Annotated in this window: 22 protein-coding genes and 4 tRNA genes; 13 read left to right on the plus strand and 13 right to left on the minus strand. The window is 60.1% G+C overall.

From position 1 onward, the window contains the following. The first annotated feature begins 4 nt into the window (after positions 1 to 4). Positions 5 to 412: a type IV pilin protein gene (locus AB4N64_RS28945; RefSeq protein ID WP_460120759.1), complete on the plus strand. Its 408-nt coding sequence runs from the start codon at positions 5 to 7 to the stop codon at positions 410 to 412. 57 nt (positions 413 to 469) lie between these two features. Further along, a complete protein-coding gene (gene thiO, locus AB4N64_RS28950; protein ID WP_460120761.1) occupies positions 470 to 1,570 on the plus strand; it encodes a glycine oxidase ThiO in 1,101 nt (366 codons plus the stop codon). Between the two features lie 526 nt (positions 1,571 to 2,096). Here the strand turns inward: thiO and AB4N64_RS28955 are convergent. From AB4N64_RS28955 to AB4N64_RS28970, 4 genes are all read right to left on the minus strand, one after another. Then, positions 2,097 to 3,428, minus strand: coding sequence for a sigma-54-dependent transcriptional regulator (locus tag AB4N64_RS28955; RefSeq protein WP_460120763.1), 1,332 nt, complete (start codon positions 3,426 to 3,428; stop codon positions 2,097 to 2,099). Between the two features lie 2 nt (positions 3,429 to 3,430). After that, a complete protein-coding gene (locus AB4N64_RS28960) occupies positions 3,431 to 5,020 on the minus strand; it encodes a sensor histidine kinase (protein WP_460120765.1) in 1,590 nt (529 codons plus the stop codon). Beyond that, complete coding sequence (locus AB4N64_RS28965; protein WP_460120767.1) at positions 5,010 to 5,243, minus strand: PP0621 family protein; 234 nt, start codon at positions 5,241 to 5,243, stop codon at positions 5,010 to 5,012. Before AB4N64_RS28965 ends, AB4N64_RS28960 begins: the two co-directional genes overlap by 11 nt. 127 nt (positions 5,244 to 5,370) lie before the next feature. Next, entirely contained in the window at positions 5,371 to 6,393 is a 1,023-nt protein-coding gene (locus AB4N64_RS28970) for an outer membrane protein assembly factor BamD (protein ID WP_460120769.1), read from the minus strand. A gap of 151 nt (positions 6,394 to 6,544) precedes the next feature. Between AB4N64_RS28970 and rluD the strand changes: the two genes are divergently transcribed. The 8 genes from rluD (at position 6,545) to AB4N64_RS29010 (ending at position 13,420) form a co-directional block, all read left to right on the plus strand. Then, positions 6,545 to 7,507 carry a 23S rRNA pseudouridine(1911/1915/1917) synthase RluD gene (gene rluD, locus AB4N64_RS28975; RefSeq protein WP_460120771.1) on the plus strand — a complete coding sequence of 321 codons (963 nt, stop codon included), beginning with the start codon at positions 6,545 to 6,547 and terminating at the stop codon, positions 7,505 to 7,507. Continuing rightward, complete coding sequence (gene pgeF / locus AB4N64_RS28980) at positions 7,504 to 8,229, plus strand: peptidoglycan editing factor PgeF (RefSeq protein ID WP_460120773.1); 726 nt, start codon at positions 7,504 to 7,506, stop codon at positions 8,227 to 8,229. The genes rluD and pgeF overlap by 4 nt, the downstream gene beginning before the upstream one ends. A 130-nt stretch (positions 8,230 to 8,359) precedes the next feature. Further along, the gene (gene clpB, locus AB4N64_RS28985; protein ID WP_460120774.1) at positions 8,360 to 10,924 is read left to right on the plus strand and encodes an ATP-dependent chaperone ClpB; all 2,565 of its coding nucleotides are present in this window, start codon (positions 8,360 to 8,362) and stop codon (positions 10,922 to 10,924) included. 298 nt (positions 10,925 to 11,222) lie between these two features. Next, a tRNA-Asn gene (locus tag AB4N64_RS28990) sits at positions 11,223 to 11,298 on the plus strand. Between the two features lie 9 nt (positions 11,299 to 11,307). Further along, positions 11,308 to 11,384: transfer RNA gene (locus AB4N64_RS28995), tRNA-Pro, on the plus strand. 5 nt (positions 11,385 to 11,389) lie between these two features. Beyond that, positions 11,390 to 11,465: transfer RNA gene (locus AB4N64_RS29000), tRNA-Lys, on the plus strand. A 95-nt stretch (positions 11,466 to 11,560) separates the two neighbouring features. Beyond that, a tRNA-Pro gene (locus AB4N64_RS29005) sits at positions 11,561 to 11,637 on the plus strand. 157 nt (positions 11,638 to 11,794) lie between these two features. Further along, a complete protein-coding gene (locus AB4N64_RS29010; protein WP_460120775.1) occupies positions 11,795 to 13,420 on the plus strand; it encodes a methyl-accepting chemotaxis protein in 1,626 nt (541 codons plus the stop codon). Between the two features lie 59 nt (positions 13,421 to 13,479). On the opposite strand, the gene AB4N64_RS29015 is transcribed toward AB4N64_RS29010, so the two are convergent. The 5 genes from AB4N64_RS29015 to AB4N64_RS29035 form a co-directional block, all read right to left on the minus strand. Beyond that, positions 13,480 to 13,878: an HvfA family oxazolone/thioamide-modified RiPP metallophore gene (locus AB4N64_RS29015; protein ID WP_460120777.1), complete on the minus strand. Its 399-nt coding sequence runs from the start codon at positions 13,876 to 13,878 to the stop codon at positions 13,480 to 13,482. Positions 13,879 to 14,087: 209 nt separating this feature from the next. After that, the gene (locus AB4N64_RS29020; protein ID WP_460120779.1) at positions 14,088 to 15,386 is read right to left on the minus strand and encodes an NAD(P)/FAD-dependent oxidoreductase; all 1,299 of its coding nucleotides are present in this window, start codon (positions 15,384 to 15,386) and stop codon (positions 14,088 to 14,090) included. 60 nt (positions 15,387 to 15,446) lie between these two features. Beyond that, on the minus strand, positions 15,447 to 15,620 hold the full coding sequence (locus tag AB4N64_RS29025) for a DUF3094 domain-containing protein (RefSeq protein ID WP_460120781.1): 174 nt from the start codon (positions 15,618 to 15,620) through the stop codon (positions 15,447 to 15,449). A 68-nt stretch (positions 15,621 to 15,688) separates the two neighbouring features. Next, on the minus strand, positions 15,689 to 16,216 hold the full coding sequence (locus AB4N64_RS29030; RefSeq protein ID WP_460120783.1) for an MOSC domain-containing protein: 528 nt from the start codon (positions 16,214 to 16,216) through the stop codon (positions 15,689 to 15,691). Beyond that, on the minus strand, positions 16,213 to 16,839 hold the full coding sequence (locus tag AB4N64_RS29035; RefSeq protein WP_460120784.1) for a DUF1780 domain-containing protein: 627 nt from the start codon (positions 16,837 to 16,839) through the stop codon (positions 16,213 to 16,215). The genes AB4N64_RS29030 and AB4N64_RS29035 overlap by 4 nt, the downstream gene beginning before the upstream one ends. 129 nt (positions 16,840 to 16,968) lie before the next feature. Here AB4N64_RS29035 and AB4N64_RS29040 point away from each other — a divergent pair, with 129 nt between their 5' ends. The 3 genes from AB4N64_RS29040 to AB4N64_RS29050 all read left to right on the plus strand — a co-directional run bounded on the left by AB4N64_RS29040 (position 16,969) and on the right by AB4N64_RS29050 (position 18,402). Next, positions 16,969 to 17,436: an FAD/FMN-containing dehydrogenase gene (locus AB4N64_RS29040; protein WP_460120785.1), complete on the plus strand. Its 468-nt coding sequence runs from the start codon at positions 16,969 to 16,971 to the stop codon at positions 17,434 to 17,436. Continuing rightward, positions 17,433 to 18,122 carry an energy-coupling factor ABC transporter permease gene (locus AB4N64_RS29045; protein ID WP_460120787.1) on the plus strand — a complete coding sequence of 230 codons (690 nt, stop codon included), beginning with the start codon at positions 17,433 to 17,435 and terminating at the stop codon, positions 18,120 to 18,122. The genes AB4N64_RS29040 and AB4N64_RS29045 overlap by 4 nt, the downstream gene beginning before the upstream one ends. A 64-nt stretch (positions 18,123 to 18,186) precedes the next feature. Next, the gene (locus AB4N64_RS29050) at positions 18,187 to 18,402 is read left to right on the plus strand and encodes a hypothetical protein (protein WP_460120788.1); all 216 of its coding nucleotides are present in this window, start codon (positions 18,187 to 18,189) and stop codon (positions 18,400 to 18,402) included. A gap of 9 nt (positions 18,403 to 18,411) precedes the next feature. Here the strand turns inward: AB4N64_RS29050 and yacG are convergent, their stop codons facing one another. From yacG to AB4N64_RS29070, 4 genes are read right to left on the minus strand one after another with little or no spacing between them, the layout of a single operon-like run. Further along, positions 18,412 to 18,612, minus strand: coding sequence for a DNA gyrase inhibitor YacG (gene yacG, locus AB4N64_RS29055; protein WP_460120790.1), 201 nt, complete (start codon positions 18,610 to 18,612; stop codon positions 18,412 to 18,414). Then, a complete protein-coding gene (coaE, locus tag AB4N64_RS29060) occupies positions 18,609 to 19,232 on the minus strand; it encodes a dephospho-CoA kinase (RefSeq protein ID WP_460120792.1) in 624 nt (207 codons plus the stop codon). The genes yacG and coaE overlap by 4 nt, the downstream gene beginning before the upstream one ends. Further along, positions 19,229 to 20,101 carry a prepilin peptidase gene (locus AB4N64_RS29065; protein ID WP_460120794.1) on the minus strand — a complete coding sequence of 291 codons (873 nt, stop codon included), beginning with the start codon at positions 20,099 to 20,101 and terminating at the stop codon, positions 19,229 to 19,231. The genes coaE and AB4N64_RS29065 overlap by 4 nt, the downstream gene beginning before the upstream one ends. A gap of 1 nt (position 20,102) precedes the next feature. Next, positions 20,103 to 21,320, minus strand: a complete 1,218-nt coding sequence (locus AB4N64_RS29070) for a type II secretion system F family protein (RefSeq protein ID WP_460120796.1) — start codon at positions 21,318 to 21,320, stop codon at positions 20,103 to 20,105.

Raw genomic sequence — 21,320 nt, forward strand, 5'->3', positions numbered from 1 at the left:
AGGCATGCGCAGATCCAACCGAGGTTTTACCCTGATCGAAATCATGATCGTGATTGCGATCATTGGTATCGTCATCACCATTGGCTACCCGAGCCTTACCGAATACGTGAAAAAAGGACGGCGGGCAGAAGTGACCGGTTTGCTGTCCGAGCAGGCGCAACTGCTTGAGCGTTTTTATTCAAAGAACACCACCAGCGTCTACACCGGTGCCACTGGTTTGAGCACCGGCAACGATTTCTACACCATCACCCCGACCCTGACGGACCAGACGTTCCTGCTGACCGCCACCCGCAAGGCCGGCAGCGCCATGGCCACTGACAAGTGCGGCGATTTCACCATCACCAACACCGGCGTCAGAAGCATGGTTAACGCAGCGTCCGGGCTGACCACGAAGGATTGCTGGGGCCGCTGAGTTTCATCGTTCGGGCGCTTTGTGTGCCCTCTGTCTATCTAACGTTTGGATCGAAACATGACCATGCAACAGCAAGTAGTGATCGTCGGCGGCGGTGTGATTGGCCTGATGACGGCGTTCAATCTCGCCTCCGAAGTGCACAGCGTTGTGCTGCTGGATCGAGCGAGTGTCGGGCAAGAGGCGTCCTGGGCCGGTGGTGGCATTGTTTCGCCGCTGTACCCATGGCGTTACAGCCCGGCGGTCACTGCACTGGCGCATTGGTCGCAGGATTTTTATCCACAACTGGGTGAGCGGCTGTTTGCCACCACCGGAGTGGACCCGGAGGTACACGTCACTGGGCTGTACTGGTTGGACCTGGAAGATGAAGCCCTGGCCCTCGAATGGGCCGAGCGGGAAGGTCGACCGTTACGGGCTGTGGATATCTCGGCTGTGCACGATGCCGTCCCGGTATTGGGCGCTGGATTTTCCCGGGCCATCTACATGGCCGATGTGGCCAACGTGCGCAACCCGCGGCTGGTCAAATCGCTCAAGGCAGCCTTGCAGGCGCTGCCGAACGTGACGATCCACGAACAATGTGAAGTCGGCGGATTCATTCGTGAAGGCGATAAGGTCGTTGGTGTGCAGACGTCGAAGGGTGATGTTCACGGCGATCAGGTGGTCCTGACCGCTGGTGCCTGGAGCGGTGACTTGCTCAAGGGCCTGGGGCTGGAACTTCCCGTGGAGCCGGTCAAAGGTCAGATGATTCTCTACAAGTGTGCGGCTGACTTCCTGCCAAGCATGGTCCTGGCCAAACGCCGCTACGCCATTCCGCGTCGGGATGGGCACATCCTGGTCGGTAGCACGCTGGAGCACGAAGGTTACGACAAGACGCCGACCGAGTCGGCGCTGGAGAGCCTGAAGGCAACGGCCGTGGAATTGATTCCGGCGCTGGCGGATGCAGAAGTGGTCGGGCACTGGGCCGGATTGCGACCGGGCTCGCCGGAGGGCATTCCCTACATTGGCCCAGTGCCGGGTTTTGACGGGTTATGGCTCAACTGTGGGCACTACCGCAACGGCCTCGTGCTGGCGCCTGCTTCGTGCCAGTTGTTCGCCGATGTGATGCTGGGCCGCACCCCCATCATCGATCCAGCCCCCTATGCCCCTATCGGACGACTGTAGGAGCGAGTGCCCGTAGTGCCCGGGCATTCATCGCGAGCAAGCTCGCTCCTACAGGGGAACACAGACGTCTGTAGGAGCGAGCTTGCTCGCGATGGTCGTTAACGATGACGCGGGCTGTCTGAATGCCCGCGTTGCCCGGGCATTCATCGCGAGCAAGCTCGCTCCTACAGGGGAACACAGACCTCTGTAGGAGCGAGCAGGCTCGCGATGGTCGTCAACGATGACGCGGGCTGTCTGAATGCCGCGGTGCCCGGTTACTCATCGCGAGCAAGCTCGCTCCACAGGGGAACACAGACGTCTGTAGGAGCGAGCTTGCTCGCGATGGTCGTTAACGATGACGCGGGCTGTCTGAATGCCGCGGTGCCCGGTTACTCATCGCGAGCAAGCTCGCTCCACAGGGGAACACAGACGTCTGTAGGAGCGAGCTTGCTCGCGATGGTCGTTAACGATGACGCGGGCTGTCTGAATGCCCGCGGTGCTCGGGCATTCATCGCGAGCAAGCTAGCTCCTCCTGTAGGAGCGAATTTCAATCCAACCCGAGTTTTTTCAACCGGTAACGCATCGACCGAAATGACAGATTCAATCGCTGCGCCGCCGCCGTGCGGTTCCAGCGGGTTTGCTCCAGGGCCTGGAGGATGAGTTTGCGCTCGACGTTTTCCAGATAGTCTTCCAGGTTGTCGATCTGGGTCAGATCCGGCACGCCGTTTTCTGCGCTGCTGTTGCCCTCGACCAAGCGCAGGTCTGCGGTTTCGATCTGTTTGTTTTCGCACAGGGTATGCGCCCGTTCGAGCACATTTTCCAGTTCCCGCACGTTGCCCGGAAAGCGATAGCCCTTGAGCGCGTCGAGGGCCTTCGGATGGAGTTTGGCCACAGGTTGGCCGGTCACTGCGGCGAGGCGCTTGAGAACATGCCCGGCCAGCGATTCGATATCGTCGCGGCGCTCGCGTAACGGCGGCACCCTGAGTTCGATGACGTTGAGCCGGTAGTACAAGTCCTGGCGGAAGCGTCCAGCGGCCACTTCGGCATCGAGGTCTTTATGGGTGGCGCAGAGGATACGCACATCGACCACGGTTTCCTGTTGGCCGCCTACGCTGCGCACAGCCTTTTCCTGAATCGCCCTCAGCAGTTTGACTTGCATCGACAGTGGCAGATCCGCCACTTCATCGAGGAACAGCGTGCCGCCATGGGCCGCCTGGAACAGTCCGGGTTTGTCTTCAATGGCGCCGCTGAAGCTGCCTTTGCGATGGCCAAAGAACTCGCTTTCCACCAGCTCCGACGGGATCGCCCCACAGTTAACCGGGACAAACGGCTGATTGGCTCGCGCGCCTTGCTCGTGGATCAGCCGTGCCACCAGCTCCTTGCCGCTGCCGGACTCCCCGCTGATGTAGACCGGTGCCTGGCTGCGCGCCAGTTTGTCGATCTGTTTGCGCAAACTGCGCATGGGCAGTGAGTCGCCCAGCAGGCGGCGATCGACGCTGCTGCTTGGTGCGGGCATGCGCAGCGCGCTGCTGACCAGCTCGCGTAGACGGGAGAGATCCACCGGTTTGGTCAAAAAATCGAACGCCCCGGCCTTGAGCGCGTTGATCGCCGTCTCCAGGTTGCCGTAGGCGGTGATCATGGCCACTGGCAGTTGCGGGTAGCGTCGCTGAATGTGTTGCACCAGGTCCAGGCCCGTGCCGTCCGGCAGGCGCATGTCTGTAAGACACAGGTCGAAGGTCTCGCGCTTGAGCAACGCTTGCGCCTCACCCAGGTTGCGAGCACTGAAAGTGTCAAGCTTCATGCGTCCCAGGGTGATTTCCAGCAGCTCGCGGATATCCGGTTCATCGTCGACGATCAGGACTTTTTGCTGTGGGCTCATATTCAACTTTGTTTCCGTCCGTGAGCAAAGGTGATGCGAAAGCAACCGCCGCCTTGGCGTGATTTGAAGTCTAGGCGGGCCTGGTTGCTTTCGCACAGCTCACGGGACAGATAGAGCCCAAGCCCCGTGCCTTGAGCGCTGGTGGTATAGAACGGCTCGAACAGATGGACCTGTTGTTCGGTGGTCACGCCGGCTCCGTCGTCCAGCACCTCGATGATCGGCAGTTGGGTGTCGGCATCGATGAACAGATCGAGCCAGACCTGTGCCTGCTCGTGCTGCTGAGCGCTGTGGCGCCAGGCGTTGCGTACCAGATTGTCGAGTATCTGGGTGAGTTGGTTCGGGTCCATCAGGGTATTGAAATCACCCTCTGCGATGCGCAGGTGAATCTGCTGGTTATCGAGCGCACCCTCGCGGCTTTCGGCCACGAACCGTTCCAGCCACGGCTTCAGGTCGAGCCGTTGCGGCACGGTCTGCTGGCGGCGTGACAGTTGCAGGACGTTTTCGATAATCCGGTTCATGCGCTGGGAGTGATCTTGGATGATCTGGGTCAGACGCCGATCCGCGCCGTTGAGTTCCTCCGATTCCTGCAAGAGCTGGGCGGCGTGACTGATGGCACCCAAGGGGTTGCGTATCTCGTGGGCGATCCCTGCGGTCAGGCGCCCAAGGGCGACGAGCTTGAGCTGTTGCGCGTGCTGGGTGATGTGCGCGAGGTCCTCAAGAAACACCAGGGTCTGGCGGTTCGCGCTCTGGTCCAGGGCAATGAAGCTCGGTTGCAGTTCCAGACCGCTGCCGGCGACTTTCACGCTTTGGGGACGCAGGGTCGGGTTGCTCTGCCACAGGTGTAAGCGCTCGATCAGGGTGGGGGAGCAGTCGTCGATCAATTGACCTTCAAGCGTGTCTTGACCCAAAAGGGCCAAGGCGCTGTGGTTGGCCAGTTGCACGTGTCGCTGATCATCGAGCACCAGAATGCCGGTGCGCATGCGCTGTAAGATCAACGCGTTGAGAGCCTCAAGCTCCACGACTTCACTGGCGCGCTTTTCAGCGAGGGTCTCGCTCACCTCCACGCGTTGCATCATCGCTTGCACGAGCAGGGCCGCGGCAAAGCACAGCGCGCCCAGTGTGGCGGCTTGCAAGTAATCATTGGGGCTGGCGGGTTGGCTGAGCCCCAGAAGGAAGCTCTGTCCGACAATGCCCAGTGCGGCTACAGCGGCTATCAGCAAGCCCAAGCGGCCCCGCAGCAGGGCGTTACCGATCGCCACGGTGACCACCAGCAGGTTGCCGAAGGCGCTGGCGACACCGCCAGCGGCATAGAACAGGCTGCACAGCAGCAGGACATCGACCAGTGCCAGGCTGAAAAGCTGAGCAGGGCGGCGGATGTTCTCGAGGAACACGACCAGCAGAATGTTCAGCACCAGGTACAACCAGCTGCCATTGCGAAGCAGGTTGTCATTCGTTGAGGTCAGCAGCTGATTATCCAGGTTGCTGGAAATCAGCAGCACCAGCGTGATGCCGATGCTCAAGCGGTAGAGATGGTAAAGGCGCAGCAGTCGCTGGGCTTGTTTGCTATCGGGGCTGGAAGCCTCAGCGCTCACTGGAGCCCGGGCCTTGCTCAAGGTGAGCCTGGCTGCAATACCACTGTTGTTGAAGATTCAGCGCGCGGTCGCGTGGCAGGTGCACACCACAGTGGGCGCAGCGAACCATCGGTGCGGCTTCCAGTTCGGCGGAGGACTTTGGCACGCCGGTCGGTCCCTTGAACTTGCGCCAGAACCATACCGCAGCGGCAATCAGGGCGATCCAGAACAATAAACGAAGCATGATGAGCTGCTTTATGACGAGAGATTCAGCAGTTTAGCCAAGGACATGGGCAGCGCACAGCCTCAGCGCTCGACAGACAATAAAAAAGGAGCCGGCGAGGGCTCCTTTTCGGTATTGCGCGCAGGTCTTAGTCGAACACGCCGAAGGTCATGTAGCTGAACCACGAGCGGTCTTCGTTGTTGCCAGCCGCGTCATGCTCTTCTTCTTCGATCACGTCGCCATTTTCATCTTTAGGCTTGAGCTCGTTCGGAATCGCATCCTTGGCGTCCTGGAACTGCTTCTGCACGTCCTGGTTGGCGCGGGTTTCTCCCGGCGGCAGCGGTGGACGGGACTCGATCAGGCCCAGAGTCGCCTTGCTCAGCCACGAACGGTTGTCGGCTTCGTCCATGGACGGTACGAACTGACCGTCCACCAGGCTTGGATGGTTCGGGTAGTTGAGCTTCAGGGTTTCCAGGCTGGTGGCAGCCAGTTCATCCAGGTGAAGGCGCTGGTAGGCTTCGGTCATCACCGCCAGGCCGTCGCCGACCGATGGGGTTTCCTGGAAGTTCTCCACCACGTAACGGCCACGGTTGGCGGCAGCGACGTAGGCCTGACGGGTCAGGTAGTAGTCGGCCACGTGAATCTCGTAGGCGGCCAGCAGGTTGCGCAGGTAGATCATGCGCTGCTTGGCATCAGGCGAGTAACGGCTGTTCGGGAAACGGCTGGTCAGCTGGGCGAACTCGTTATAGGAGTCGCGGGCAGCGCCCGGGTCGCGCTTGGTCATGTCCAGCGGCAGGAACCGCGACAGAAGACCGACGTCCTGGTCGAACGAGGTCAGGCCTTTGAGGTAGTAGGCGTAGTCGACGTTGGGATGCTGCGGGTGCAGTCGAATGAAGCGTTCGGCGGCTGATTTTGCAGCCTCTGGCTCAGTGTTCTTGTAGTTGGCATAGATCAGCTCGAGTTGAGCCTGATCGGCATAACGACCGAACGGATAACGCGACTCCAGCGCCTTCAGCTTGGCTGTTGCAGCGGTGTAGCTGTTGTTGTCCAGGTCATGCTGAGCCTGCTGGTACAGCTCGACTTCACTGAGGTTTTCGTCTACGACTTCCTTCGATGAGCAAGCAGCGGTCAATGCGAGGATGGCGATCAGCAGCAGGTGTTTCACTTGCATGGCGGCTTGCGTCCCTATGACGGCCGCTGTCTTGGGCGAGGCCGTCCTGTTATGATGAGCGCCCCGATGAATAGCCTCGGGGCAAAAGACGCCGTATTTAACCACAAGCGCGCAGCCGAAACCAAAGGCTGTGCCGACGCCCAGTCCGAGCATGTCCGATAAAATTGAACTTCGCGCAGAGGTGCCGTCCGAATTGGGCGGCCAACGCCTCGATCAAGTCGCCGCACAACTCTTCGCCGAGCACTCGCGCTCGCGCCTTTCCGCCTGGATCAAAGAAGGCCGCCTGACTGTGGATGGGGCGGTAATCCGCCCGCGAGACATCGTCCACGGTGGCGCCGTCCTTGAGTTGACCGCCGAGCAGGAAGCCCAGGGCGAATGGGTCGCTCAGGACATCGAGCTGGACATCGTCTATGAAGATGACGACATCCTGGTGATCAACAAGCCCGCAGGCCTGGTCGTGCACCCGGCCGCTGGCCATGCTGATGGCACCTTGCTCAACGCCTTGCTGCACCATGTGCCGGACATCATCAACGTCCCGCGCGCCGGTATCGTGCATCGCCTGGACAAGGACACCACCGGATTGATGGTGGTGGCCAAGACCATTCAGGCGCAGACAAAGCTCGTTGCACAACTGCAGAGTCGCAGCGTCAGCCGTATCTACGAATGCATCGTGATCGGCGTGGTGACCGCTGGCGGCAAGATCAACGCGCCCATCGGTCGTCATGGCCAGCAGCGCCAACGCATGGCCGTGATGGAAGGTGGCAAGCAAGCCGTCAGCCACTACCGGGTGCTCGAGCGGTTCCGCTCCCACACCCACGTGAGGGTCAAGCTGGAAACGGGTCGGACCCACCAGATTCGCGTACACATGGCGCACATTAACTTCCCGTTGGTCGGCGACCCGGCCTACGGTGGTCGTTTCCGCATTCCTCCGGCCGCGAACCCGACCATGGTCGAGTCATTGAAGACTTTCCCCCGCCAGGCGCTGCATGCACGGTTCCTGGAGCTGGAGCATCCGACTACCGGCGAGCGCATGAGCTGGGAGTCGCCTCTGCCGGAAGACTTCGTGTGGCTGCTGACCCTGCTCAAGCAGGATCGCGAGGCGTTTGTCGGATGAGTGACTGGCTGATTCCCGACTGGCCAGCGCCTGCCGGGGTAAAAGCCTGTGTGACCACCCGCACGGGCGGCGTCAGCCTGGCGCCGTTCGACAGTCTTAACCTTGGCGATCATGTCGAGGACAGGCCTGAAGCCGTGGCCGAGAACCGTCGACGCCTCACCGATCACTTTTCCATCGCGCCGGCCTGGTTAAAGCAGGTCCACGGCATCGCCGTGGCCCACGCCGATCCCAGCCTGGTCGCCACCGCTGACGCCAGTTGGTCGGCAACCCCTGGCATAGCCTGTGCGGCGATGACGGCCGATTGCCTGCCAGCGTTGTTCTGCGATCGCGCCGGTACTCGGGTTGCGGCGGCCCATGCCGGCTGGCGCGGGTTGGCGGCGGGCGTGCTGGAAGCGACACTCGACGCCCTGGCCGTTGCCCCCGAAAACGTGTTGGTCTGGCTCGGCCCCGCCATCGGCCCGCAAGCCTTCGAAGTCGGCCCGGAAGTACGGCAAACCTTTGTCGATCAAATGCCGCATGCCACCAAGGCCTTTATCCCCAGTCGCAACGAAGGCAAGTTCATGGCTGACATCTACGAGCTGGCGCGCCTGCGCCTGGCGACCCGTGGCGTCAGCGCTGTATACGGCGGCGGTTTCTGCACCGTGACCGATCCTCGCTTCTTTTCCTACCGCCGCAACCCGCGCACCGGTCGGTTCGCCTCCCTGGTCTGGCTCGAACGCTAGACTAGGCTGATCTGCATCAACATCAGGACGCTTGAAACTCCCAGAATCGACCGCATCTATAACGGTATCTGGCAGGCTTCTTCATTCAGGATGTTTTATTGGTCCGGCCTGCTCCATAGGAAGGTGAACCATGCGAATAGATCGTTTAACCAGTAAATTGCAGTTAGCCCTGTCCGATGCCCAATCGCTGGCCGTCGGCCATGATCATCCCGGCATCGAGCCCGCACATTTGATGCAGGCCATGCTGGAACAGCAGGGTGGTTCGATCAAACCCCTGCTGATGCAGGTCGGTTTCGACGTCAATAGCCTGCGTAAAGAGCTGACCAAAGAGCTCGACCAACTGCCGAAAATCCAGAACCCGACCGGCGACGTGAACATGTCGCAGGATCTGGCGCGCCTGCTCAACCAGGCTGATCGCCTGGCGCAGCAGAAAGGCGACCAGTTCATCTCCAGCGAGCTGGTGCTGCTGGCAGCGATGGACGAAAACAGCAAGCTGGGCAAATTGCTGCTTGGCCAGGGTGTGAGCAAGAAAGCCCTGGAAAATGCCATCAACAACCTGCGTGGCGGTGAAGCAGTCAATGATGCCAACCACGAAGAATCGCGCCAGGCGCTGGATAAATACACCGTCGACCTGACCAAGCGCGCGGAAGACGGCAAGCTCGACCCGGTCATTGGTCGTGATGACGAGATTCGCCGTACCATCCAGGTGCTGCAACGCCGCACCAAGAACAATCCGGTGCTGATCGGTGAGCCTGGCGTGGGTAAAACCGCCATTGCCGAAGGCCTGGCCCAGCGCATCATCAACGGTGAAGTGCCGGACGGCCTCAAGGGCAAGCGCCTGTTGTCCCTGGACATGGGGGCATTGATCGCCGGTGCCAAGTACCGTGGCGAGTTCGAGGAGCGCCTCAAATCCCTGCTTAATGAGCTGTCCAAGCAGGAAGGGCAGATCATCTTGTTCATCGACGAACTGCACACCATGGTGGGTGCGGGCAAAGGCGAGGGCTCGATGGATGCCGGCAACATGCTCAAGCCGGCACTGGCACGCGGCGAGCTGCATTGCGTCGGTGCGACCACGCTCAACGAGTACCGCCAATATATAGAGAAAGATGCGGCCCTCGAGCGGCGCTTCCAGAAAGTCCTGGTGGACGAACCGAGCGAAGAAGACACCATCGCCATCCTGCGTGGCCTCAAAGAGCGCTACGAAGTTCACCATAAAGTGGCGATTACCGACGGCGCGATCATTGCCGCGGCCAAGCTCAGCCATCGCTACATCACCGATCGTCAGTTGCCCGACAAGGCCATCGACCTGATCGACGAAGCGGCGAGCCGTATCCGCATGGAAATCGACTCCAAGCCGGAAGTGCTGGACCGTCTTGAACGCCGGCTGATCCAGTTGAAGGTGGAGTCCCAGGCACTGAAGAAAGAAAGCGACGAAGCGGCAATCAAGCGCCTGGAAAAGCTCCAGGAAGAAATCGTTCGTCACGAGCGCGAGTATTCGGACCTGGAGGAAATCTGGAACTCGGAGAAAGCCGAAGTCCAGGGCTCCGCGCAGATCCAGCAGAAAATCGAGCAGTCCCGCCAGGAACTGGAAGCGGCCCGGCGCAAAGGTGACCTGAACCGCATGGCCGAGCTGCAATACGGGGTCATCCCGGACCTGGAGCGCAGCCTGCAAATGGTCGACCAGCATGGTCACAGTGAGAACCAGTTGCTGCGCAGCAAGGTCACCGAGGAAGAGATCGCTGAAGTCGTGTCGAAGTGGACCGGCATTCCGGTGTCGAAAATGCTCGAAGGTGAGCGCGACAAGCTGATGAAAATGGAAAGTCTGTTGCACCAGCGCGTCATCGGCCAGGAAGAGGCGGTGGTCGCGGTGTCCAATGCGGTGCGGCGCTCACGCGCGGGGCTCTCCGACCCGAATCGCCCAAGCGGCTCGTTCATGTTCCTCGGCCCGACCGGTGTCGGTAAAACCGAGCTGTGCAAGGCGCTGGCCGAATTCCTCTTCGATACCGAAGAGGCGATGGTGCGGATCGACATGTCCGAGTTCATGGAGAAGCACTCCGTTGCTCGACTGATCGGTGCGCCACCGGGCTACGTGGGCTATGAAGAGGGCGGTTACCTGACCGAAGCGGTACGTCGCAAGCCTTATTCGGTGATTCTGCTGGATGAGGTCGAGAAGGCCCACCCGGATGTGTTCAACATCCTGTTGCAGGTGCTGGAAGATGGCCGTCTGACCGACAGCCATGGCCGCACCGTGGACTTCAAGAACACCGTGATCGTCATGACCTCCAACCTGGGCTCGGCACAGATCCAGGAGCTGGTGGGTGATCGTGAAGCGCAGCGCGCGGCAGTGATGGATGCGATTTCCGTCCACTTCCGTCCTGAATTCATCAACCGGGTCGATGAAGTGGTGATCTTTGAGCCGTTGGCGCGGGATCAGATCGCGGGCATCACCGAGATCCAGCTGGGTCGTCTGCGCAGTCGCCTGGCAGAGCGGGAGTTGAAGTTGGAACTGAGCCCAGAGGCCATGGACAAGCTGATTGCGGTGGGTTACGACCCGGTCTACGGTGCACGGCCGCTCAAACGAGCGATCCAGCGCTGGATCGAAAACCCGCTGGCGCAGTTGATCCTGTCGGGGCGTTTCATGCCTGGCGACGTCGCCAAAGGGGTGGTGGAGAACGACGAGATTGTCTTCGCCTGATTCCCGCTGGTAGCAAAAATGAAAAGGCCCTGCATTGCGGGGCCTTTTTTTCGTCAGGTTGTTGAACTCAAAGGAAAAGGCTTGTAAAGTGCGCCCCGCAGTAGGTCACCTCGAAGGGTTTCAGCTCACTGGGCAGAAATCTGAATTAAGTTGCAAATCATTAACTTGAAAGCAATTTAGGGGGTTGACAGAGGCGCTTAGGATTGTAGAATAGCGCGCCTCAGACACACGAACGCAGCGATGCGAACGGGTCGAAGAGGTGAAACAAGCTGTAAAGTTGTAACTTGAAATATGCAGTTCCGTGATAGCTCAGTCGGTAGAGCAAATGACTGTTAATCATTGGGTCCCAGGTTCGAGTCCTGGTCACGGAGCCAATTTCAAACCGGGGTATAGCGCAGTCCGGTAGCGCGCCTGCTTTGGGAGCAGGATGTCAGGAGTTCGAATCCCCTTACCCCGACCATATTTGGGTCGTTAGCTCAGTTGGTAGAGCAGTTGGCTTTTAACCAATTGGTCGTAGGTTCGAATCCCACACGACCCACCATTTTTGAAACCAGGTAACACTGGAATCGAATCTTAAGATCAGAGGCCAAAAGCGCTGATCGAAGAAGGCGCCTTTTGAAGGTGCCTTTTTTTTACCGGGGTATAGCGCAGTCCGGTAGCGCGCCTGCTTTGGGAGCAGGATGTCAGGAGTTCGAATCCCCTTACCCCGACCATATTAAAAATCCTCGTATCGAAAGATACGGGGATTTTTTTTGCCTGCGACAAAGTGATCACTTAAGTCGTCATACAAGTTGCCGATAAACAGGCAATGGGGGACTGCCGAACAACACCCCCAACTCCTGGTCATTACAAGAAAAAAGGTCGCTCGTCATGTTGCTTCGTCAGTTGAATATCGCTCCTCGGGCGGCTCTGGGGTTCGCTTTGATCGCCGTGCTGGTGGCGTTACTCGGTATCTTCGCCCTGGGGCAGATGTCCAGCATCCGCGAAAGCGAGGTGGCAGTGGAAAAGCAATGGTTGCCGAGCATTCGCGGCGGTGACGAAATTCGCGAATTGATGCTGCGTATCCGCACCATTTCCCTGCGCATGGCGCTGGACCAGGACCCCAAGAACATCCCGGTCTACCGCGGCCAGATGGACACACGCGACAAAGAGCTGGGCGAGAAAATTGCGGCCTATGACCATTTGGTCGACACTCCTGAAGGCCGGGCCTTGTATGACCAGTTCAAAACCACGTTCGCGGCCTATCGCACCGGCATTGCCCAGTCTTTCACCTTGGCCGAGCAGGGGCGCCGTGACGAGTTGACCAAATTGCTGCTGGTCGACATGAAGACCGTGGTCGATGGTTCCGGCAAGCAACTCAATGACCTGGCGGAACTGTTTGCCAAGCAGGTCGTCGTGGAAAGCGAGAAGTCTGCAGCGCACTACGAAACGTCGCGAACCATTGTCAGCTTGTTCATTGCCCTCGCGGCGCTGGCGACCGTGGCGCTGGCCATGTTGTTGACCCGCAGCATCGTGCGTCCATTGAGCGAAGCCCTGGGCGCCGCTGAAAGCGTCGCCCAGGGTGACCTGACCCAGCCGATTGCAACGCATGGCAACGATGAAGTCAGTCGCTTGCTCAAGGCCCTGGCAACCATGCAGCAAAACCTGCGCGAAACCCTGCAAGCCATCAGCGGTTCGGCCACGCAACTGGCCGCGGCGGCGGATGAACTGAACGCCGTCACCCTCGACAGCACACAGGGTCTGCAAGCGCAGAACAACGAGATCGAGCAGGCGGCCACGGCGGTCAATGAAATGACCACGGCGGTGGAAGAGGTGGCGCGCAATGCAGTGTCGACCTCTGATGCGACCCGTCAGTCGAGTGAATCGGCGCATTTGGGGCAGGAACGGGTCAGCGAAACGGCAAACGCCATCAGTGCCCTGGCCAGTGAAGTGCAACACACCGGCGAATTGGTGCAATCGCTGGCTAACCAGTCCCAAGACATTGGCAAGGTACTGGAAGTCATTCGGGCCATCGCCGAGCAAACCAATCTGCTGGCGCTCAACGCGGCCATTGAAGCGGCGCGAGCTGGGGAGAGCGGGCGTGGATTTGCTGTGGTCGCCGATGAAGTACGTGCCCTGGCGCATCGTACCCAGCAATCGACCCTGGAAATCGAACAAATGGTCCAGGGCATGCGCAGCGGTTCGAGCCTGGCGCTGGAATCGATGAACGCCAGTGCCTCGCGCGCCGCCAGCACCCTGGAACTGGCAGAACGGGCGGGTGACGCGTTGGTCGCTATCACATCGTCGGTGCACGAGATCCACGAGCGTAACCTGGTGATCGCCAGCGCCGCCGAAGAGCAGGCACAAGTGGCACGGGAAGTGGACCGTAACCTGGTGAACATCCGCGACCTGTCGGTGCGTTCTGCCACAGGCGCCGATCAGACCAGCACCTCCAGCCACGAGCTGTCAAAATTGGCCAACACCTTGCAGGGCATGGTCCAGCGCTTCCGGGTGTAAATCGTAAACAAAAAAGCCGCGCTTTCTGGGGAGAAAGCGCGGCTTTTTCGTTTTCAGGCTCAGGCGCCGTCGCGGTCTTTCAAATGTTCGAACAGGCCTTTTGGCATTTTCTTGCCGTTGGCTTCGAAGTTGGCTTTGACGTTGTCGTACGCCTCTTGCTCATCGATGAAACCGTCGTGGTTGGTGTCGATTTTGTCGAAGTTGGAGTTTGGTGCGACTTTCTGGAATTCAGCGCGCGAAACCTTGCCGTCGCCGTCGGTGTCGGTTTTTGCCATCGAAGCATCGCCGCACTTGCCTTCGCCACATTTGCCTTCAGGGGTTTTCACCACCTGGTCGGCCGACGCCAGAAGATAACCCTGGCTCAAGGGCTGCGAAGCGAACGTGGTGCCTGACAACATCATGCCGCCAGCCAAGACAGCGCCGAGCAGACCGATAGTGTTTTTAGTGGTACGGGTCATTTAAATTCTCCTACACCTGAGCGGGCGGGGTGCCTTGCTCGGATGTGGTCATTTAAAAGGCGGGGTGTATCGCTACTGTGTCGCGCAAGGGGGGAGTTTGTAAGCGAAGGGGCGAAAGGGTGGGGGCAGATACACTGAGAAACACTGTGCCTGGTACTGAAAAAACTGTGGGAGCGAGCCTGCTCGCTCCCACAGGGATAGGGTGTAAATCAGTGCAGCTTCAGGCGCGGCTCCGTCCCGCGGCCGATCTTGCTGCCCAGCATCAACATCGCTGTTCGGAACGCGCCATACAGCGCCATTTGATGCATGCGGTACAGCGACACGTAGAACATCCGCGCCAACCAGCCCTCGAGCATCACACTGCCGGTGAGGTTGCCCATCAAGTTACCCACAGCGGAGAAACGCGACAGCGAAATCAGCGAGCCGTAGTCGGTGTACTTATACACAGGCAGCGATTTACCTTCGATGCGCAGCTTCAGGGATTTGGCTAACAACGACGCTTGCTGATGCGCCGCCTGGGCACGCGGCGGGACATTGCGGTCGGTACCCGGCTGAGGGCAGGCCGCGCAGTCGCCGAAGGCGAAGATGTTTTCGTCACGGGTGGTCTGCAGGGTCGGGAGCACCTGCAGTTGATTGATGCGATTGGTTTCCAGGCCATCAATGTCCTTGAGGAAACCCGGCGCACGAATGCCGGCGGCCCAGACCTTCAGCCCGGCGTTGATCACATTGCCGTCGGCGGTGATCAGGCTGTCGGCGGTCACCTCACTGACGGCGGCATTGGTCATGACGTTGACGCCGAGTTTCTCCAGGGTCTTGTGCACAGGCCCCCCGATCCGTTCCGGCAGCGCTGGCAGCACTCGTGGGCCGGCCTCGATCAGGGTGATGTGCATGTTTTCCGGCTTGATCCGGTCCAGGCCGTACGCCGCCAGCTCATGAGCGGCGTTATGCAGCTCGGCCGCCAGTTCCACGCCCGTGGCACCGGCGCCGACGATGGCGACGCTGATCTGCTGCACTGCATCGGTTTGCCCGGCATGCGCGCGCAGGTAATGGTTGAGCAGTTGCTGGTGGAAGCGTTCGGCCTGCTTGCGGGTATCGAGGAACAGGCAATGCTGCGCCGCGCCCTGGGTGCCAAAATCGTTGGTGGTGCTGCCGACGGCAATCACCAGCGTGTCATAAGGCACTTCACGCGCCGGCACCAGCTCCAGCCCGGCTTCGTCGTAGGTGGCCGCCAGCTGGATTTTTTTCTGCGTGCGATCAAGCCCGCTCATGCGCCCCAGCTGGAACTCGAAGTGGTTCCATTTTGCCTGGGCTACATAATTGAGTTCATCTTCGGAGGAATTCAGGGAACCGGCGGCCACTTCATGCAGCAACGGTTTCCAAATGTGGGTCAGGTTCGCGTCGACCAGCATCACGCTGGCCGTGCCGCGCTTGCCCAGAGTCTTACCCAGACGGGTAGCCAACTCCAGGCCGCCGGCGCCGCCGCCGACAATCACAATACGATGGGACATGGGGATAACTCGCAAGGCTAAAGGAAACGGGTGCGGTTACCCGAGCGAGCGCCAGGCAGCTCATAGCGTCAGGTAACTGATAAAGCGGCTCAACAGGCCCAGGCTGATGGTCACGGCCAACACCATCACCAGGAGCATCCAGGGCCGAAAAGGCCGGCGCTCGACTTGGTGCTGGGACAACTGCAGATACTCTTCGACATGCTTTTGGTCGTCAGGGTTCAGGCGGCTGGTCATATTGGCCTCGTCAGGGGGTAGACGTTGCTGAATGTGTAGAAGCTACATGCCGGTTGCGGTGCAATACCTCAGCCCGCATTGAAGGGAGCATAGCCGCTTGCCGGTATCGGCTCGACCGTGACCGCATCGTCCAGGCGAATGATTCCACTTTGTAACACCCGGGCGGTGATTCCGCCATGCCCCCGAACCGCCTGGAAGGTGCCTGGGCCGAGGTTGTCCTGCAGGCGTGCGCATGGCTGGCACCAGCCGGTGGTTTCGAAAATCGCCTGGCCGATCCTGAAGCGCCGGCCCTTGAGGCTGAACAGGTTGATGCCACTGACGACGATGTTGCGGCGCAAATCCTGAGGCAATACCGGCTGATCGTGCGCACGGCCCATCAGCGCACTGATCACAGCCAGGTGTTCCGACTGGATCAATGTCACCTGGCGCGCATTGCGGATACCCGGGCGGGCGCGATCACCCGTCAGGCCGGCTTCCAGGCGTGCCTCTACCGCGTCGAGTTCGATCATCGGCGCGTGGCGCTCTGGCCGCACGCCGATCCAGCGAACGCAGCCCTGCTGGGGCACATGGGCGAGTAAATCCTGCAAGGGGCTCACAGACTGATACCGACATCGAACACGATGCTGCGTCCCAGGTTGCTGCGTAGAAAGTCCGGCGCGTCCGGATGGGCAAACAGGACGCGGGCAAACGTGGGGCCCACCAGCGACAGCGAGCGCCAGCCCTGGCGCAGGTACTCGGTAGGCGGGGGGAAGTGGCTATTGAGGTCGAGCACTTCGCGCTTGAGGCTGGTGAAGGCGATGATGTCCAGTTCGCCCAGGTCCATGCCGCGTTCCTTGTAGTTGTGGGCTTTCTTGCGCAGCGTCGGCGCCAGCCTCTGCAGGTACTCATTGGCCGGAATGCGCCGGGGCTTGGCCTCGCGGCGCACCAGGGAACTCAAGGAAAACGCCGTGCGCCGGCGTTGCAACTCGTCTCGCCATTCATCGTTGAGGCGTCTTCCTTCGTCGAGCACGAAAAACACTTCGAAGTTGGCGTCGCGAAACAGCACGTCCGGTGGCTCGCCAGCCGGGGCGAACTCATCGACGCGGTAGGGGATGTTCAAGCCTTGCAGCAGGCGCTGGCAGACCCAACGCTCACGCTCCCATTTGCGGGCATTGGACAGGAACGCGTTGGCTTGCTCGGCCGCGATGGTCAGCAGGCGAAGGTAATCTGAGTCATCCATAGGCCCAAGCTTAGCGTTCAATTGCGACAAGCTGAAAGCGTTTGACCGCAAAGGACATCACTGGGCAGTTGGAGCCTGCGGTGTAGACTGATGGCCATTGCGCGCAAGCGATCAAACGAGGGATCAGACGTGAAATGTTGGCCGTTGTTGCTGCTCAGCCTCTTGCCCCTGTGGGCCCATGCGTTGGAAGTCGGCGACCGGTTGGCGCCCTGGACGTTGCTTGACCAGTTCGATCACGCCTACAGCCTCGACGATCAGGCGCAGACGTTGCTGGTGGCCCGGAGCATGGATGGGGCCAAGATGGTCGACGCCGCGCTGCAAGGACAGCCCAAAGGGTACCTGGAAGCGCGCCACGTGGTGTTTGTCGCGGACATCGAGCGCATGCCCCGACTGATTGCGAAAATGTTCGCGGTGCCCGCCATGCGCAGCTATGACTATCGGATCATGCTTGACCGGGACGGTCGAGTGGCTCCGCGCTATCCCGGTGCGGTGGATAAGGTGCTGTGGTTGACGCTCGAAAAGGGGCGACTGGTGGGCCAACAGGAATTTGCCACGGCGGAGCAATTGCGTGAGGCCCTGGAGAAGGCCGGCCGATGATAGGCGCGCCGTTGCTGTCACCCGAAAGCCTGACGACTGGCTGGCTGATTTACCTGCCGGTGATTCTCTGGGCCATCTGGCGCGCGCCCTGGGTCGAGTTGTTCAGCGACCGTCGCCGCCAACACCTGCTGTTTGGCACCGTGTTCGCGCTGTTCATGCTGTGGCTGGTGCGGCGCGATTTCGATACGGGTGTGTCCTACCATTTCCTCGGCATGACGGCCGTGACCCTGCTGCTGGATTGGCCTTTGGCGATCGTCGGCGGGTTGGTCGCGCAACTTGGCCTGGTGTTGCTCGGACGACAGGACCTCGCTGCCGTTGGCGTCAACGGCGCCCTGTTGATCGTGCTACCGGTGCTGGTCACTGAATGCTGCGCGCTTCTGGTGGAACGGGCGCAGCCGCGTAATCTCTTCGTGTACATCTTCGTTTCCGGTTTCTTCGCCGCTGCGCTGTCGGCGTTGCTATGTCTGCTGCTGGCACTGTGGTTACTGTGGTTTGACGCCGTGTTTGCCATGCCCTACTGGCTCGAAGATTTTGTCGGCTACCTGTGGTTGATCATTTTTCCCGAGGCGTTCATCAACGGCATGGTGATCAGCGCACTGGTGGTGTTTTGCCCCGAGTGGCTGGAGACCTTCAACCGCACTCGCTACCTTTCGGCGCCCTGGAAGGATGACGATCCCAAATCTTGATCCACATCAAAGGCAAAAAAACCGGACGAATCCATGCTCGCGCAAAACCTTCAGGAGCATCGAAATGAGTGTCTACGAATGGGCAAGGCAGGAACTGCGCCACAGTCTGGATGCAGCGCAGGAAGTTGGGTTTGATCCGGGATTGAGCCTGCGCGCCATGCTCAGTGCGGTTGTTCAGCAGAGCAAGGCGGTGCGCAGTGTCGAGGACCTGGCGGACGAGTTGCAGTTTCTCGCCGAGAACCTCGATGACGGTCAGGACTACGGTTTCATGCGGCCCTGACCTTCGGCCTTAGTGACGGGGTTCGAAGTCTTCGCTGAACAGATCGTCCTCAGCGTCGGGGCCGACCGGGATCTTGTGTTCTTCCGACGCCCAGGCACCGAGATCGATCAATTTGCAGCGGTCCGAGCAGAACGGCCGGAATTGGCTATCGGGTGCCCATTCGACGGGAGCGCCGCAGGTCGGGCAATTGACGGTTGGGGTCTGGCTCATGACTGGCCTCCACGCAATGTTAAGTAAAAATGATGCAGGCGCTCGACCTCGCTGTGCAGCCAGGCGAGGTCGCGGTCGTTGACCACCACGTCGTCGGCATGGCTCACGCGATCCTGACGGCTGGATTGCGCCTTGAGGATCGCCTGGACCTGTTGCTCGCTGGTCTGGTCACGTTGCAGGGTGCGTTCGATCTGCAGCTGTTCGGGCGCATCGATGACCAGCACGCGCTGGGTCATGGCGTACTGCCCGGACTCGATCAGCAAGGGCGATACCAGAATCGCGTAAGGCGATTGTGCCTTGCCCAGGTGTTCGGCAATTTCCTCGGCGATCAGTGGGTGTAGCAGCGCTTCAAGCCACAGGCGCTGGTTGGGGTCTTCGAAAATCAGCTTGCGCAACGCCGTGCGATCGAGCTGTCCGTTGGCATGCAGTACGCCGGGACCGAAATGTTCGGCAATTTTCGCCAGCGCCGGACGACCCGGTTCCACGACCCAGCGCGCCGCGTGATCAGCATCGACCACGTGAACACCGAGGTCGATGAAGTGCTGCGCCGCCGCGCTTTTGCCGCTGCCGATGCCGCCGGTCAGGCCGAGAATCCAGGGTTTTTCCACAGGGGTATTCATTTCAAACCGACAAACTGCCAATAGAAGTCGGTTATTTGACCACCCCAGAGCAAGGCAATCCAGCCGGCAATTGCCAGATAGGGTCCGAAGGGCAGTGGCGTTGATGTTTTTGCGTTGCGCAGGTTGAGCACGATCACGCCCACCACCGCGCCCACCAGCGACGACAACAGTATCGTCAGCGGCAAAATCTGCCAGCCGCCCCAGGCGCCCAGCATGGCCAGCAGCTTGAAATCGCCGTGACCGATGCCGTCCTTGCCGGTGATCAGCTTGAACACCCAGAACACCGTCCACAGGGCCGTGTAGCCAGCGATCGCGCCCCACAATGCCTCGTGCAACGGCACGAACAGCTCGAAGCTGTTGACGATCAGCCCCAGCCACAGCAGCGGCAGCACCAGTGCGTCCGGCAGCAGTTGGTGCTCGGCGTCGATCAAGCTCATGGCCAGCAGACCCCAGCTCAACACCATGACCAGCAGCGCCTGCCAGCCGAAGCCGAAATGCCAGGCGACGAAGGCCCAGAGCAGGCCACAAGCCAGTTCGGTCAGGGGGTAGCGCTTGCCGATCGGCGTTGCACAATGCGAGCAACGTCCGCGCAAGAGCAGATAACTGAGCAGCGGTATGTTTTCCCAGGCCCGGATGCGGTGCCCGCATCGCGGGCACTGGGAGTGGGGCAGCAGCAGGTTGTAGGTGGGCAGGGGCGTTTCATCCGGCAAACCGAGGATCTCTTGGGCCTGCAATCGCCATTCACGGGCGAGCATTTTCGGCAGGCGCCAGACCACCACATTGAGAAAACTGCCAACCAGCAGGCCCAGTACCAGCGCCATGACCACGAATGCCAGCGGGTAAATCGTGAGAATTTCATTCCAGAGCATGTCAGATCGCAGCGCCGAGTTGGAAAATGGGCAGGTACATCGCCACCACCAAACCGCCGACGATAACACCCAGGACCACCATGATGAACGGTTCCATCAGGCTGGTGAGGTTATCGACCATGTTGTCGACTTCGGCCTCATAGAAACTCGCGACTTTGTCGAGCATGTCGTCAAGGGCGCCGGACTCTTCGCCAATGGCGGTCATCTGAATGGCCATGTTGGGAAAAATGCCGGAGGTGCGCATGGAAAAATTCAGCTGCATTCCCGTCGATACATCCTGCTTGATCCGCTGCACCGCACGCTTGAATACGACATTGCCGGTCGCGCCGGCCACCGAATCCAGCGCTTCGACCAGGGGCACACCGGCGGCGAAGGTGGTCGACAGCGTACGGGCAAAACGGGCCACGGCGGATTTGTACAGCAAAGTGCCAATCAATGGCAGTTTCAGCAGCCAAGTGTCCATCGTGTCGCGAAAGCGTTGGGATGTTTTCAGCGCTCGACGCACGCCGAAGATGGTCGCCATCATCAAGCCCAGGACAACCCACCACCATTCCTGCAAAACCTTTGAAAGGCCGATGATCATGACCGTGAACGCCGGCAGCTCAGCACCAAAATTCTGGAACACCGACTCGAACTGCGGCACCACCTTGACCAGCAGAATCCCGGTGACGATGATCGCGACGACCACCACCGCTGTCGGGTAGGTCATGGCTTTCTTGATCTTGGCCTTGAGGCTTTCACTCTTTTCCTTGTAGGTGGCGACCCGCTCAAGCAGGGTGTCCAACGCACCAGCCTGTTCACCGGCGTCTACCAGGTTGCAGTAGAGTTCGTCGAAATACTCCGGCTTCTTGCGCAGGGCGGCGGCGAAGCTGTTACCCGCTGCCACCTCCTGTTTCACCTCGTCCACCAGCTTGCGCATGGCCGGGTTATCGAAGCCTTCGCCGATGATGTCGAACGACTGCAACAGCGGCACGCCGGCTTTCATCATGGTCGCCATCTGCCGCGTAAACAGGGCGATGTCCTGGGCCTTGATTCGCTTGCCGAAGCTGAGAATCGAGGCAGACTTCTTGCGCACCTTGCCGGGGTTGATGCCTTGCTTGCGCAGTTGAGCCTTGACCAGTGCCGGGTTCTGGCCACTGAGCTCGCCGGACATTTTCGTGCCTTTGCGATCGGTGCCTTCCCAGGCATATACGCTGATTTTTGCTGCCTTGGCCGCCAT

The sequence above is a fragment of the Pseudomonas sp. S2_C03 genome, assembly GCF_054668405.1.

Bases quoted from the DNA above. Each gene is read 5' to 3' on its own strand.
- AB4N64_RS29020 (WP_460120779.1), bottom strand. From the start codon at position 15,386: ATGTCCCATCGTATTGTGATTGTCGGCGGCGGCGCCGGCGGCCTGGAG.
- yacG (WP_460120790.1), bottom strand. From the start codon at position 18,612: ATGAGCCAGACCCCAACCGTCAATTGCCCGACCTGCGGCGCTCCCGTC.
- AB4N64_RS29045 (WP_460120787.1), top strand. From the start codon at position 17,433: ATGATAGGCGCGCCGTTGCTGTCACCCGAAAGCCTGACGACTGGCTGG.
- AB4N64_RS28970 (WP_460120769.1), bottom strand. From the start codon at position 6,393: ATGCAAGTGAAACACCTGCTGCTGATCGCCATCCTCGCATTGACCGCT.
- thiO (WP_460120761.1), top strand. From the start codon at position 470: ATGACCATGCAACAGCAAGTAGTGATCGTCGGCGGCGGTGTGATTGGC.
- rluD (WP_460120771.1), top strand. From the start codon at position 6,545: ATGTCCGATAAAATTGAACTTCGCGCAGAGGTGCCGTCCGAATTGGGC.
- AB4N64_RS29035 (WP_460120784.1), bottom strand. From the start codon at position 16,839: ATGGATGACTCAGATTACCTTCGCCTGCTGACCATCGCGGCCGAGCAA.
- AB4N64_RS29070 (WP_460120796.1), bottom strand. From the start codon at position 21,320: ATGGCGGCCAAGGCAGCAAAAATCAGCGTATATGCCTGGGAAGGCACC.
- AB4N64_RS29050 (WP_460120788.1), top strand. From the start codon at position 18,187: ATGAGTGTCTACGAATGGGCAAGGCAGGAACTGCGCCACAGTCTGGAT.
- pgeF (WP_460120773.1), top strand. From the start codon at position 7,504: ATGAGTGACTGGCTGATTCCCGACTGGCCAGCGCCTGCCGGGGTAAAA.
- AB4N64_RS29065 (WP_460120794.1), bottom strand. From the start codon at position 20,101: ATGCTCTGGAATGAAATTCTCACGATTTACCCGCTGGCATTCGTGGTC.
- AB4N64_RS28965 (WP_460120767.1), bottom strand. From the start codon at position 5,243: ATGCTTCGTTTATTGTTCTGGATCGCCCTGATTGCCGCTGCGGTATGG.
- AB4N64_RS28945 (WP_460120759.1), top strand. From the start codon at position 5: ATGCGCAGATCCAACCGAGGTTTTACCCTGATCGAAATCATGATCGTG.
- coaE (WP_460120792.1), bottom strand. From the start codon at position 19,232: ATGAATACCCCTGTGGAAAAACCCTGGATTCTCGGCCTGACCGGCGGC.
- AB4N64_RS29025 (WP_460120781.1), bottom strand. From the start codon at position 15,620: ATGACCAGCCGCCTGAACCCTGACGACCAAAAGCATGTCGAAGAGTAT.
- AB4N64_RS28955 (WP_460120763.1), bottom strand. From the start codon at position 3,428: ATGAGCCCACAGCAAAAAGTCCTGATCGTCGACGATGAACCGGATATC.
- AB4N64_RS29010 (WP_460120775.1), top strand. From the start codon at position 11,795: ATGTTGCTTCGTCAGTTGAATATCGCTCCTCGGGCGGCTCTGGGGTTC.
- clpB (WP_460120774.1), top strand. From the start codon at position 8,360: ATGCGAATAGATCGTTTAACCAGTAAATTGCAGTTAGCCCTGTCCGAT.
- AB4N64_RS29015 (WP_460120777.1), bottom strand. From the start codon at position 13,878: ATGACCCGTACCACTAAAAACACTATCGGTCTGCTCGGCGCTGTCTTG.